The sequence below is a fragment of the Cardinium endosymbiont of Philonthus spinipes genome, assembly GCF_964030745.1.
In the GTDB taxonomy this organism is placed as follows: domain Bacteria; phylum Bacteroidota; class Bacteroidia; order Cytophagales; family Amoebophilaceae; genus Cardinium.
Window position 1 is genome coordinate 945,908 of record NZ_OZ034918.1, and the last position, 14,473, is coordinate 960,380.

General features: G+C 40.8%; 9 protein-coding genes. 4 read left to right on the forward strand and 5 right to left on the reverse strand.

Annotated features, from left to right (window positions below):
* Nucleotides 1-34 precede the first annotated feature (34 nt).
* Nucleotides 35-256: a DUF2795 domain-containing protein gene (locus AAHM81_RS04025; protein ID WP_034576849.1), complete on the reverse strand. Its 222-nt coding sequence runs from the start codon at nucleotides 254-256 to the stop codon at nucleotides 35-37.
* A 198-nt stretch (nucleotides 257-454) separates the two neighbouring features.
* Between AAHM81_RS04025 and AAHM81_RS04030 the strand changes: the two genes are divergently transcribed.
* Complete coding sequence (locus AAHM81_RS04030) at nucleotides 455-1,663, forward strand: FtsX-like permease family protein (protein WP_342265217.1); 1,209 nt, start codon at nucleotides 455-457, stop codon at nucleotides 1,661-1,663.
* 175 nt (nucleotides 1,664-1,838) lie between these two features.
* Here the strand turns inward: AAHM81_RS04030 and AAHM81_RS04035 are convergent, their stop codons facing one another.
* Nucleotides 1,839-3,833 carry an ankyrin repeat domain-containing protein gene (locus tag AAHM81_RS04035; protein WP_342265218.1) on the reverse strand — a complete coding sequence of 665 codons (1,995 nt, stop codon included), beginning with the start codon at nucleotides 3,831-3,833 and terminating at the stop codon, nucleotides 1,839-1,841.
* A 569-nt stretch (nucleotides 3,834-4,402) separates the two neighbouring features.
* Between AAHM81_RS04035 and metG the strand changes: the two genes are divergently transcribed.
* Genes metG through AAHM81_RS04050 form a run of 3 tightly spaced genes read left to right on the forward strand, consistent with a single transcriptional unit; the run spans nucleotide 4,403 to nucleotide 10,764 of the window.
* Nucleotides 4,403-6,082 carry a methionine--tRNA ligase gene (gene metG / locus AAHM81_RS04040; protein WP_342265219.1) on the forward strand — a complete coding sequence of 560 codons (1,680 nt, stop codon included), beginning with the start codon at nucleotides 4,403-4,405 and terminating at the stop codon, nucleotides 6,080-6,082.
* Complete coding sequence (gene ppdK / locus AAHM81_RS04045) at nucleotides 6,076-8,880, forward strand: pyruvate, phosphate dikinase (protein ID WP_342265220.1); 2,805 nt, start codon at nucleotides 6,076-6,078, stop codon at nucleotides 8,878-8,880. Before metG ends, ppdK begins: the two co-directional genes overlap by 7 nt.
* A 36-nt stretch (nucleotides 8,881-8,916) precedes the next feature.
* Nucleotides 8,917-10,764 carry an AAA family ATPase gene (locus tag AAHM81_RS04050; protein WP_342265221.1) on the forward strand — a complete coding sequence of 616 codons (1,848 nt, stop codon included), beginning with the start codon at nucleotides 8,917-8,919 and terminating at the stop codon, nucleotides 10,762-10,764.
* A gap of 17 nt (nucleotides 10,765-10,781) precedes the next feature.
* On the opposite strand, the gene gltX is transcribed toward AAHM81_RS04050, so the two are convergent.
* The 3 genes from gltX to AAHM81_RS04065 are packed head-to-tail and all read right to left on the reverse strand — an operon-like array spanning nucleotide 10,782 to nucleotide 13,880.
* Nucleotides 10,782-12,305, reverse strand: a complete 1,524-nt coding sequence (gene gltX / locus AAHM81_RS04055; protein WP_342265222.1) for a glutamate--tRNA ligase — start codon at nucleotides 12,303-12,305, stop codon at nucleotides 10,782-10,784.
* Between the two features lie 30 nt (nucleotides 12,306-12,335).
* The gene (locus AAHM81_RS04060; RefSeq protein ID WP_342265223.1) at nucleotides 12,336-12,992 is read right to left on the reverse strand and encodes a phosphatidylserine decarboxylase family protein; all 657 of its coding nucleotides are present in this window, start codon (nucleotides 12,990-12,992) and stop codon (nucleotides 12,336-12,338) included.
* Nucleotides 12,993-13,040: 48 nt separating this feature from the next.
* Complete coding sequence (locus AAHM81_RS04065) at nucleotides 13,041-13,880, reverse strand: phosphatidate cytidylyltransferase (RefSeq protein WP_342265224.1); 840 nt, start codon at nucleotides 13,878-13,880, stop codon at nucleotides 13,041-13,043.
* Between the last annotated feature and the right edge of the window lie 593 nt (nucleotides 13,881-14,473).

Here is a 14,473-nt window from a genome sequence, read left to right on the forward strand (position 1 = left end):
ATAACGCCTTATTACCTAGATCTGATTTTAGTGATTAATATTCATCTTCGTTGAAGATAAAATCATCACCTGTTGGGTAATCAGGCCATATTTCTTCAATAGATGTATATGGATAATCATCATCATCCAATTCCTCTAGATTTCTAATCACCTCAAAAGGTGCGCCTGACCGTTTGGCATAGTCTATTAACTCATCCTTGGTAGCTGGCCAAGGGGCATCTTCTAGATGCGATACTAATTCAAGTGTCCAATACATAATACAAAAGTGAAAAATAAATTAAATTTAAAACTGCATTTGATAGGCTTTAGGACCTGCTTTTAGCAGCCAAAAATAGAGTAATTTTTAAATTTATACAAGCAGTTTGCTTAGTACTTTTTGTTACTGCTATGTAATGTTTTTTATAACCATCTTAAGGTTATCATTCACTGATATTCTATACTTATTATAAGTTATATGAAAATTTCTTTTTTTCTTGCCAAACGTTACCTTAAAAAACATGGTAGTACAACATTGATCCATAGGTTGTCTAAACTTGCTTGCTACAGTATGGCAGTGAGTACAGCTATTTTGCTGCTGATACTATCTACCATGAATGGTATGGAAAAGCTCTTATCTACTTTATTTTATGCCTATACCCCTACCTTAAAAATAGCATCTCAGACAGGTAAAACGTTTGTCTATGATCCCAAATTAAAAAGCAATATAATGGGTGTGGTGGGTGTAGCAGCTATCGTGGAGGTATTAGAAGCAACCGCTCTGGTACGGTTGCATGGCCAGCAAGCCATTGTGACCATTAAAGGTGTTTCGTCTAATTTCACGGCAAGTGACTTTTATAAAAATTGTACCCGTATGGATGCGGTTGCTTTTTGGGAGGAGGATAGGCCTCGTGCTATTGCAGGTATACAGGTTGCCCAATGGCTACAATGGGCGCCTCATAGCAATAGGGTAGAGGTATTTTATCCAAAGCAGGGTAGTTACCATCTACAGAGCCCCTACAAGCGCATGACCTTAGACGTAAATGGGCTTTTTGCTATAGCAAAACAAATAGATCGCAGCTATATGATTGCCCCTATACACTTTGTAGAAAGTTTGACAGATGGATGGCATAAACGGAGCTATTGGGAGGTTGTCATCAACGATAGAGCCGATCTGGCAACCATACAAACAACCATACAAAAATTACTACCAGACGGCTATGAGGCAACCAATCGAGATGAACAAAATCAGCCACGTCTCAGGGCTATTTTCATTGAACGGCTTTCTGTCTCTTTTATTTTTGCTTTGGTATTGCTGTTGGCCTCGCTCCATATTTTCTTTATGTTATGTATGTTGATTGTACACAAGCAAAAAGATATTGCCATACTTGCTTCACTCGGGGCTACACCGGGTCAAATAGGTAAGATTTTTTTCTATAATGGACTTTTGGTATCCTTAAAAGGGATGGTATATGGTCTTATCATTGGGTGTGTGCTGGGCTTTTTGCAACAAAAGTTTGGCCTTGTTACTTTTATTAGGTCGGGTCGTAGGAGCCCTTATCCTATAGCCATGCATGGAGTTGATGGCTTATATACTGCTATGGCAACCATCCTATTTAGTTTTTTAGCTTCCCTTTGGCCAGCCAAACGTGCTATGCAGTTGGCCAGTAAGCTGTTAAAGAGGTAGTTGTCAGGTTCAGATTGGTTGCAGGGTTTTCATCAGGTCTTCATCAACTAGGCCCCATACCTTCCTATCCTGCACTCGTTCCTCTATCAATAAGCTATACCGAATACGCCTGTAGCTGGGCCCCTTATCTCCTTCGATAAAGGCTGCTGTCATATGAAGCGGGGTATTACCATTATTATTTTTTCAAATTGACTAAAACTCCTTTAGCGCTTCGTAACATATTTATTATGGTTGTAAAACCATGTTGCGCTGCTAAATGAAGCGGGGTCTTACCATCCTTATCTTGCGCATTGACTAAAATCCCCTTTTTTTCCAGCAACCTGGCACAAATATTTTCATAGCCATATGTCGCTGCTAAATGAAGCGGGGTCTTACCATCCTTATCTTGCGCATTGACTAAAATCCCCTTTTTTTCCAGCAACCCGGCACAAATATTTCTATAGCTATGTGCCGCTGCCCAATGAAGCGGAGTATTACCATCCTTATCTTGTACATTGACTAAAGTCCCCTTCTCTTTCAGTAACCTGGCACAAACCTTTCCACGGCCATATCTCGCTGCCAGATGAAGCGGAGTATTACCATACTTATCTTGTACATTGACTAAAGTCCCCTTCTCTTTCAGTAACCTGGCACAAACATTTACATGGCCATATTGCGCTGCCACATGAAGCGGGGTATAACCATCCTCATCTTGCTCATTGACTAAAGTCCTCTTCTCTTTCAGTAACCTGGCACAAACATTTACATGGCCATATTGCGCTGCCACATGAAGCGGGGTATAACCCTCCTTATCTTGCGCATTGACTAAAATCTCCTTCTCTTTCAGTAACCTGGCACAAACCTTTCCATGGCCATATTGCGCTGCCCAATGAAGCGGGGTATAACCATCCTTATCTTGCGCATTCACTAAAATCCCCTTTTTTTCCAGCAACCCGGCACAAACCTTTCCATAGCCATATGCCGCTGCCCAATGAAGCGGGGTCTTACCACCCTTATCTTGCGCATTGACTAAAATCTTCTTCTCTTTCAGTAACCTGGCACAAACCTTTCCATGGCTATATTGCGCTGCCCAATGAAGCGGGGTATTACCATCCTCATCTTGCTCATTGACTAAAGTCCTCTTCTCTTTCAGTAACCTGGCACAAACATTTACATGGCCATATTGCGCTGCCACATGAAGCGGGGTATAACCCTCCTTATCTTGCGCATTGACTAAAATCCCCTGATTTTCCAGTAACCTGGCACAAACATTTACATGGTCATATTTCGCTGCTAAATGAAGCGGGGTCTTACTATACCCATCTTGCGCATTGACTAAAATCCCCTGATTTTCCAGTAACCTGGCACAAACATTTACATGGCCATATTGCGCTGCCACATGAAGCGGGGTATAACCCTCCTTATCTTGCGCATTGACTAAAATCTCCTTCTCTTTCAGTAACCTGGCACAAACATTTACATGGCCATATTGCGCTGCCACATGAAGCGGGGTATTACCCTCCTTATCTTGCGCATTGACTAAAATCTCCTTCTCTTTCAGTAACCTGGGACAAACATTTACATGGCCATATTGCGCTGCCACATGAAGCGGGGTATTACCCTCCTTATCTTGCGCATTGACTAAAATCTCCTTCTCTTTCAGTAACCTGGGACAAACATTTACATGGCCATATTGCGCTGCCACATGAAGCGGGGTATAACCCTCCTTATCTTGCGCATTGACTAAAATCCCCTGATTTTCCAGTAACCTGGCACAAACATTTACATGGTCATATTTCGCTGCTAAATGAAGCGGGGTCATATAATTGTTATCCTTAGCATTCACATCAATACTATTTCTAAAAGAAGACAGCAATGCTTGTACCATATGATGATCATTATTCAACGCTGCCAAATGCAACGCAGCATATCCTTCATCATTCAGTTTATTGATTACCAGAGGATCATTGCCAAAATGAGGCAATGTAAATTCTATACTCTCTAGAGTGTTGTTCTCCGGCCAGTTAGCAGAGTCCATCACAAACTGATGAAGAAGGTACCCATAACGATATTTTTGCTTTAAAAGTATGATTGTTAGCGGCTCAGGGCTACTATTAATAGCTTTTTCATATTCTGCGCCATATCTAGAAATGTGCTTACAAGCAATAAATAATAAAAGAAATATCAACATTGTATCTTAATAATACATGAAATTTATGGATCAATTTCATAATAAAAATTAGCAGCCCCTCTGCGAAAAGCTAGGTGCTAGTTGCATTTTTATAAAAATAATTGTATTATACAAATTTTATACTGGACTGCAAAAATATTTTACTTTATTTTCCGTATGGTTTAGTTTTAAAGTCATACAATACATTAATCAGATGGGCAGGAAAAAGATTAAGCAATTTAGTTCGGAAGAAAAGACTAAAATAGTATTAGCTTTACTTAAAAGAAGATTTAACGCTAGTTGAGCTAGCGTCCAAATATGGTGTCACTAGCAAAATTCTTCAAAATTGGAAACGTCAGTTTTTAATGATAGATAGTTGGGCATATGAAATAGTAAACAGAGAAATGTAATGGACTATAAAGTTCCTGTAAATTCTTCATCATAAGCTGGTTGCGCAAGAAGTTTAATAAAATATAATTCCCTAAATTGGCACCATTAAGCCATCTTTTAAAGATGGCCAGTAAAGCCAGTTGGTTGGATGGGAAGGGTGGATAATGGATTGATCATGCTTACTGAATTTTATTACACAAATGGTTCAAAGATATACAGTTACCGCTGCGCTTCCCTATGCAAATGGGCCGGTTCACTTAGGTCATGTGGCAGGAGCCTACCTTCCTGCTGATATTTATGTTCGCTATCTAAGACAAAAAAAGGCTACTGTAGTTTTTATCAGTGGCTCTGATGAACATGGTGTACCTGTGGTGATTCGTGCCCAACAAGAGGGGTCTACGCCTCAAAAAGTAGTGGATAAATACCACACACTCATTAAAGAATCACTAGAAGGGCTGGACATCAGCTTTGATATCTTTGCAAGAACTTCCTCACCTACCCATTATGAGACAGCCGCTGACTTTTTTAAGGAATTGCATCAAAAAGGCATATTTGAGGTATATGAAACAGAACAATACTACGATCCTGTTTGTAACCAATTTCTATCTGATCGTTACATAAAAGGCAGTTGTCCTAGCTGTAACCATCCAGCTGCTTATGGTGATCAGTGTGAAGCTTGCGGCAGCACACTAAGTCCAGAAGAGTTGATTGATCCCATTTCTGCTATTAGTGGCGCAAAACCTATTTTACGGTCCACTAAACACTGGTATCTTCCTCTGAATAAGTATGAAAATTGGCTTAAAAAATGGATTTTAGAAGAGCATAAAGACTTTAAAACCAATGTATATGGTCAATGCAAGGGGTGGTTAGACCAAGGGTTACAACCCCGTGCCGTTACCCGAGATTTATCTTGGGGCATTCCTGTTCCGCTGCCCGAAGGAAGCGGAAAAGTACTGTATGTCTGGTTCGATGCACCCATTGGCTATATCAGTGCAACCAAAGAATGGGCTCAAAAACAACAGACAGATTGGGAACCTTTTTGGAAAGATCCGAGTACCAAACTGGTCCATTTTCTTGGAAAGGACAATATTGTATTTCATTGTATTATATTTCCTGTGATGCTCAAAGCCCATGGCCAGTTTATTTTGCCGCAGCAGGTGCCAGCCAATGAATTTTTAAATCTAGAAGGGCAAAAAATTTCCACATCGCGTAACCATGCGGTTTGGCTCCATGATTATTTAGCAGATTTCCCTGGTAAAGCAGATGTGTTGCGCTATGTACTCTGTACCATTGCACCAGAAAACAAAGACAGTGACTTTACCTGGCAAGATTTTCAGGATAAAAACAATCGTGAACTGGTAGCCAATCTTGGCAATTTGGTCCATAGAACTTTAAGTTTGGTCCATCAATACTTTGGTGGATTAGTGCCACCTAGTATGGCCCCTAATGAAGCCGATCAGGCTGTACTGACTGCCTTAATGACTTCTTTTACAGCAGTAGGGAATGCCATAGAACAGTTTAAATTTAAAGAAGCGCTTCAATTATGTATGGGTTATGCTACGTTGGGGAATAAATATCTAACCGATAGAAGACCCTGGCATTTGGTAAAAAGCAATCCAGAAGAAGCTGGAACGGTATTGCATGTTACCTTGCAATTGATTGCTACTGTAAGCTTGTTGATCAAACCTTTTCTGCCTACCACCAGTGATAAAATAGCCCATATGCTCGGGTTACAAGAAAGCGGTTGGCATGGTGTGGATGTCAGTAAACTGGTACAACCAGGTGATGCTTTGGCGTCTCCCACTGTATTGTTTGAAAAAATTGAAGATGATGCCATCGAAGCACAAAGAAAAAAATTAGATCATAATGAAACATGTTGAATAAAAAGCAAATCAAAAATTGGCTCTATCGTTTTGGTTATGATACAGATTATGCTAACAGCCCTCTTTCGAAAGCGATTTGTGATGAGCAATTTTTAGGAGAAGCGAAGTCGCGCACCGCAGAATACTCAGCTGTATTTGAGGAGCATAGACAAGCTTCGACACCAAAATTGCCATTAGAAATCGAGTTTCGAAAGAGGGCTCATGCCGATCGCTCTCTATTGGGCAATAAAGGATATGGGTTGGCACAAATGTCCTATTTAGGCTTTCCGATTCCTCCGGGATTTACCATTACAACCGATGGTTGTAGAAACTATTATGATCAGGGTCAAACGCTTGCTGAAACCATTTGGGATCAGGTGGTTGCAGAGATTAAACTGCTTGAAAAGGCTACAGGCAAGCAGTTTGGATCTGCTCCTTTCCCCCTCCTTTTATCAGTCCGTTCTGGTGCTAAAACTTCTATGCCAGGTATGATGGATACCCTGTTGAATCTCGGTCTAAACGATGAAACCACAGAACTATTGGGCCATGCCACCCAAGATGCTAGATTTGCCTATGATAGCTATCGTCGCTTTATAGAAATGTATAGCAGCATCATTATGGGCATCGACCATCATCTATTTGTAGAGGTAGTGGAGGAGATGAAAGCAGCAGAAAATGTCCACCATGAGGCAGGGCTGGGTCTGGGCGCGCTCCATGCAGTTATTGATCGCTATAAAAAAATAGTCTGGGCACATACCGGTACTACCTATCCCCAGGATGTCTTTGAACAGTTGCGCAAGGCCATAGTGGCCATTTTTGCATCTTGGAATGGTCCAAGAGCTGTTACCTATCGAACACTAAACCATATAAATGATCAAGCAGGCACAGCGGTTACCATTCAATCTATGGTTTTTGGCAATAGGGGTACAGATAGCCTAACAGGCGTGCTATTTACCAGAAATCCATCCACTGGTGAACCTACTTTATTTGGTGAATATCTAATCAATGCACAAGGCGAAGAATTGGTTTCGGGTCTAGTCACACCTCGGCAAATTACCAGACAAGGGCGACAAGCCATTCAAGATAAGCAGGCCTCCTTGGAGGAGGCATACCCTGTTGTTTTTAACGAGCTGCGTCACTTGGCTATGGAGTTAGAAAGCCATTTTAAGGAGATGCAAGATATTGAGTATACTGTTGAACAGGGTAAATTATGGCTGTTGCAGACCAGAAATGGCAAGCGAAGTGCTAAGGCAGCTGTTAAAATAGCTGTTGATATGGTGTGCGAGGGTAAGATAGATGCAGAGGAAGCGGTACAAAGAATAGATTATAATCAGATAGAACAGCTATTGCATGCTACATTAGATGCGCACCAATCTATAGAAATATTAACCCATGGGCTGCCCGCTGCACCAGGTGTGGCCTCTGGGGTAATTGTTTGTGCACCAGAAGAAGTAGCCGCTCTTTCAAAAACTGAAAATGTCATATTGGTTAGAGGAGAAACCAGTCCAGATGATATAGGTAGTATGGCTAAGGCAGCAGGTATTTTAACCACCAAGGGGGGCATGACAGCACATGCTGCCGTAGTGGCACGGGGTATGGGCAAGCCTTGTATATGTGGTGCACGTGGTATTACGATAGATATGGAAAATAGGCTGCTGCTTATTGGTCAGACAAAGCTTCCAATGGGTAGTTATGTAACTATTGATGGTACCACGGGAGCAGTTATAAAGGGCAAAGTGGCCACTGTTCAGCAAAAGCCTTTTCCTGAATTTGTAACCTTTATGGGGCTGGTAGATCAGCTCAAAAGGATGGAGGTAAGGGCCAATGCAGAAACCGTACAGGATGCAACAGTAGCGTTATCCTTTGGCATTGCAGGTATAGGTCTTTGTAGAACAGAGCATATGTTTTTTAATGTTGATGACATGCGTCTGTTTAGAAAAATGATCTTAATGAGCGATGCAACAGCACGACTGAATAGCCTAAGGGAATTGCTGGTGGTACAAAAAAGAGATTTTAAAGCGCTTTTTCAAACCTTACATGGTCTACCCATTACGGTCAGATTACTAGACCCCCCTTTACATGAATTTTTACCCCACCATCCAAAAGAGATAGCTGAACTTGCGTTGCAACTAGGTTGTCCACTTGATGAAGTAGCAGGGCGTATAGAGGAGCTGGATGAAGTAAATCCAATGTTAGGCCATCGTGGCGCTAGGTTGGCCATTACTTTTCCAGAGATGTATGCCATGCAAGTTCAAGCGCTATTTGAGGCGGCATTGGAGGTAGAGCAGGTAGCATTAGAAATTATGTTGCCCCTTGTTTTTGATGCCAAAGAGGTAATTTTTATTAAAAATATCATAGAAACAGTGCATCAAAAAACAGCCCCTCACATCCCCTATAAGGTTGGGGTAATGATAGAGCTGCCAAGAGCAGCCTTGCAGGCGGCAACCATTGCACCATTGGTCGATTTTTTCAGTATAGGAACCAATGATTTAACCCAAACCACCCTTGGTATTTCACGTGATGATGGGGCCAAATTTCTAGACAGTTACCAACAAAAAGGGTTGCTTCAGGATGACCCATTTGTTACGTTGGATCGGGAAGGGGTTGGCGCATTGATTCACATGGCGGTAGTAGAGGGTAGGTCGGCTAATCCAAATTTAAAAATAGGCATTTGTGGCGAACATGGAGGCGATCCGCGCTCTATTGAATTTTTTGAGTCGATAGGGATAGATTATATATCCTGTTCTCCTTATAGAGTAGCTATTGCAAAGCTGGCTGCTGCAAAGGCTATGCGCTTTACTGATGTCCGCCGATAAAAAATTTGGCATCCAGTAAAAATACAGAAACAGGATATGGATTACAAAAAAGCAGATCAAGCACTAAAAAGAACGAAACGACCAGGAGATAGTATAGAAACTGTGCAAATCCCCATTGGCAGTGCTGATGTCAAAGAGATGATCGCCCAAAAGTTGTATGCAGATAAAACAGCCTATATCACTAAGCTCTTTAAAACGAATGGCATCTATTACTTTTTTGCAAGACCACGTAGATTTGGTAAATCTCTGCTCCTAGATACTATAGATCAAATAGCAAAAGGTAATAAAGCATTGTTTAAAACATGTGCTATTTATAAAGACTCAACCTATACGTGGCAAAAATATCCTGTTATTTGGTTGAATTTGTCGGAATTAGCTAGAGATAATAGTACAGAAAAACTACAAAACAACTTAATAGATGTATTATATACCATTGCTAAAAACTATACTATAGATAGCAGTGCAATAGATCCTATTATAGGTGAGCCGACGGTAGAGGGAACACTAGGTAAGTTGATTGATGCATTAAAAAAATTAGGCAATGGCTATGCACCACAGCCCATTGTGTTAATAGACGAATACGACAGTCCATTAATTTCCGCTGAAAAAGAACAATATGAAAAGGTGCTTTCTGTCCTGAGTTCCTTTTTTAAAGTTTTAAAAGCCCGTCAGAAGGACTGTAAATTTATTTTTGTAACGGGTGTCACTAAATTTCACTTGTCTGGTCTTACCTCAGGGGCCAATTCGGCTAATGACATATCTTTGCATGAAGATTATGCTGGAATGTTGGGCTATACAGAGGAGGATATAGATAAACTATTTTTTAATGATAAGCAAGATAACATTTGGTCCGTTATACAAAATCTACAAGTAGAGTGCGGAAAAGGTGAGGGGTATACATCTGCGCAATTAAAGCAAGAGCTGAAGGATTATTATAATGGCTATTATTTTAGTCGAAGTGCTAAGCATGGTGTGTACAACCCAGATTCCATATTACGATTCTTTTATGCAAAAGATTTTGAGAATTTCTGGTTTAACTCGGGAAGTCCTACCATCTTATTGCAACAAATGAAGCAAAACATAGATCGGTTTAATATGGATTGGGATAAATGTAGTTTCCCAATAGATAAGATACGGTTTAAGTTGGTACATCCTTCGCTCCATGAAATGCCTTTACTTCCCTTGATGTACCAAACGGGATACCTCACGATGGATCTCTCCCCATCTCATGTGCAAGATAAAAATAATCTCACCTATTATTTAAAGTTTCCCAACCAGGAAGTAAAATCTGCTTTAAAACTTATATTATCTGATTTTATAGCTCAAAAACAACAAGAAGCAGGAAGAGCATATAGCGCGTCTATGCTAGATGATGTAAGAACGGATAACTGGTCTGCTTTCTTTAACCGCATTAGAAGTAGTTGTTTGGCCAAAGCAGGTTATCGCTTTCTAGATAAATCTGAAAGGAGCTTTCAGGGTGCTTTATATTCCTTGCTCAATGGTGCTTTTCATGCTACCTATGATACGTGGGCCAGTGCTGAAAGAGATAGTGGCATAGGCCGTACAGATATCATTATGGAGGACCAATATAATGACAGCAGAACCATCTATATTTTTGAGTTAAAAGTAGGTAAATCAGCCTTAGAAGCGCTCGAGCAAATAGGTAATAAAGATTATAGTATTCAATATGATTTATGCCATAAGAAGGTACTCATAGGCTTAAAATGTGATGCTGTAAAGCTTAATATTACGGAGGCAGTTGTTGAAGTACATCAACGTGATGCGCAGCATACTTTTCAGGTGATGCCACGTAAAAAATTCGCCGTTAATGCTGTTGGCTATTTTCAAGAAATAGGAGCACAAAACAACGATGTCTTCAAGTAAGGAGCAAGGGTTACATGCTAGGTACAAACAGGGGAGCGATTGGCTGAACAGTTAGAATGTTGCAAAAAAGCTATGAGCCTTTTATAGGCCTTATCTTTACCTAGTAAAATAATAATTTCTGTAAGGTCTGGACCAGCCATATTTCCTGTAAGGGCCATACGTACGAGGGGCATGATACCAGGCGTTTTTTGTAACAATGGTTTAATCTGATCTCCATTCCATGCTGCTAGGGCTGTAAGACTTTCCGTAAAAGCCACCATTCCCTCTTTGGTTTGCTGATTCCACCTTTTCTCGATCAGCTCAGCCTCATAATCGAGAGGCTCAAAGAAGAAAAACCGGCCTTCTTGCCAAAAATCCTTTGGAAAGGTAATTCTATCCTTGACCAGGTTACAAATTGCTATCGCCTCTTCCTGGCTACAGCTTACACCCTCTTTAGCCGCTTCTTTGCTAAAGTAGTCAGCCCACGCAGCCAGCCCTTGTTGTTTAATATGCTGTTGGTTAAACCATTTTGCCTTAGCAATATCAAACTTAACCCCTGATTTGCCCAGGCGCTCGAGAGAAAAAGCTTCTATTAAAGCTTTTAGCGTAAATAGCTCTTGGTGGGTACCTGGGTTCCACCCCAGTAAAGCTAAGAAGTTTAACAATGCTTCTGGCAAATAGCCAGCTTCTCTAAATCCCTTTTCAACGGTAAGGTCGGGGCTGTTCCAGGTGATTGGAAATGCAGGAAAGCCATATTGGTCGGCATGGCGTTTGCTTAATTTGCCACTACCATTGGGTGCTAGCAACAGCGGCAAATGTATAAACTGGGGTGTTTGATCTGCCCAACCTAGGTAACGGTATAACAATATATGGATGGGGGTGGAGGGTAGCCACTCCTCACCACGGATGACATGGGTAATTTGCATGAGGTGGTCATCTACTACACTGGCAAAGTGGTAGGTAGGTAAGCCATCTGATTTCATCAATACCTTATCGTCCAACACAGAGGTATCTACTTTGACCCATCCACGGACGCCATCTTGAAAGCGTATAAGCTCTTTATGGGGTATTTTCAGTCGAATGACATAGGGCTTCCCCGATGTAATCCATGCTTGCACTTGTTCTGCAGGCATGGTCAGCCCATTGCGCATCCATTCACGGCTTATGGCATTGTATTGTGGGTGGGCCACTTTGGCTGCTTTAAGCCGTTCCCGCATGGCTTCGATCTCTTCTGGTGTGTCAAATGCATAATAGGCATGGCCACTATGCAATAGGCTTTTTATATATTGCTGGTAGATCGCAGTGCGTTCCGATTGCCTGTAAGGGGCAAATGGCCCTCCTTGTTCAGGCCCTTCATCTGGCACCATGCCTAACCAATGTAAGCTTTCTAGAATGTAGGCTTCTGCACTAGCCACCAAACGTTTTTGATCGGTGTCTTCAATGCGCAATATAAACCGCCCCCCCTCTTTTTTGGCCAAAAGGTAATTATAGAGAATGGTTCTTACACTACCAATATGTAAAGCCCCGGTTGGACTAGGGGCAAAGCGCACATGTACCGCCATATAATTTAAAAAAATGTAACAAATAAGGCATTATATTTTTGCCAAAACCGTAATACCCCCTTTTATTTTATCACCTACCGCTACTTGAATATCAGCATCTATCGGTAAATAAACCTCTGCTCTTGAACCAAACTTGATAAAACCACATTTCTCACCCTGTTGTACTTCTTCACCCTCTTTAAAATAAAACTTGATGCGGCGTGCCATAAAACCTGCTATTTGCCTAAAAAGAATTTGCTGTCCATTCTCATTTTCAATAACAATAGAAGTTCTTTCATTATGCGTACTGGCTTTGGGATGAAAGGCCACTAAGTACTTTCCTGGGTGGTATTTAAAAAAGACAATTGTTCCAGACATGGGAAACCGATTGACGTGCACATTAAAAGGAGACATAAAGATGCTGATTTTGATGCGTTCCTCCTTTAAATATTCTTCTTCATATACCTTTTGAATGCTAATGATTTTACCATCTGCTGGCCCCAATATGTACTGATCTTGCGTATGGATGATACGGTATGGATCTCTAAAAAAGTAGATCAACCAAAAATATAAAGCGCCACTTACTACTGCAAACCCTATGGATTGATGGTAACTAAGCACCACTTTTTTATGCATACCATAATAGATAAGCAGCAGTAGAACAGGTGTCCATAATAAAATTTCTTTTCCTTCTTTATGAATTCTCATTACTAAAAAAATTAAAACCTAGCGTTATCGTGGCATGATTTGGCTGTTTTATGCCCCACATGGTACCGTTATTTTTAAAAACGCAACTACTGAAGGAATGGTTAATAATAGGCTATCGACTCTATCCAAGAGTCCTCCATGGCCTGGAATCATTTCGCTAGCATTTTTTACATCTACACTTCTTTTAAGCAATGAGGCGACTAAGTCTCCATAGGTTCCTGTAAAAATGGTAATTACTGAGATCGAAAGCCATTGCCATAGGGGTAAAATATTAAAAAAATAGGCGATCGCATAGCCAGCCATAACTGCAAATAAAGCGCCTCCCCAAAATCCCTCCCATGTTTTTTGAGGAGAAATTCGTTTAAAAAGTTTCAATCGTCCTATGGTCGAACCTACCAGATAGGCTCCTGTGTCTTGGCTCCACACAATGGCTAGTAAGCCTAATATCAACTGGTTGGAATAGCTACCTTTAAAAAAGGCTAGGTAATGGAGCATACTACAGGGAATGGCAATATACAAGATGCCTAAAAAAGTAGCTGCGATATCTAAAAAGGGGTTTGAGGCTTTTCGGCTATAAAGTGCAGCTATATATATTAGAATAGTGAATGGAATGCAACCATAGCCAAGTATTGGCGAGCAGTTACCTTGCAGGTAATAGGAAAAGGCTATGGTATATACAAGCAACCCTAGCCAAACCCCATAGCCACGCATTGGGGCTACATTTGCTTGTTTGAGCAATTTATAAAACTCCAACATGGTGAGCATCACTACATAAAAGAAAAGAAAAAAATAGGTCCATGCAGACCAAAATATGGCAAAAATAATAAGTGGCGTAAAGAAGACAATCGAACAAAAACGTTGTACAAAATTGCTTTGTGTTTTCAACATAGGTGTAGGGTTTGGTTAGATTGTTACAATGATATAAAATTTAATGGGAATTTTTAGTCTTACTTTTTTCTTGATAAAAAAGTGGAATAAAATAATCCATTATTGACCAGCGACGTGAACGTACAAGGACAGATAATGGCGTCAACTTAAGGAATTTGCCTTATTTTTTACTCAGCACTGTGGTTGAAAACGCATTTTTTCTAGTTTTTTAAGGAACTTCATTACACGCCTGTAGCTGTGCCCCTTATCTCCTTCGATAAAAAGTCTGGCCCGATAGTAAATAGCTGAATCGATATCTTTTTCAGCGGGAAAATCGTGAACTCAGCCCGCAAGCGGGCTTCAAACAGACGATTTTCTAATCCGCTGAAAAAGATATCGATCAGGTGTTCGTGTTTTACTAGGCCTCTTGCAAAACCTATTTCTAATGGCAATTTTGGTGTCGAAGCTTGTCTATGCTCCTCAAATACATTAAGTATTCTGCGGTGCTCAACTACACTTCTCCTAAAAATTGCTCATCACAAAGTAGGTTTTGCAAGAGGCCTACTAGAGCGCCATTTTTTTATCGAAGGAGACGCGGGGCTGATAATGATAAG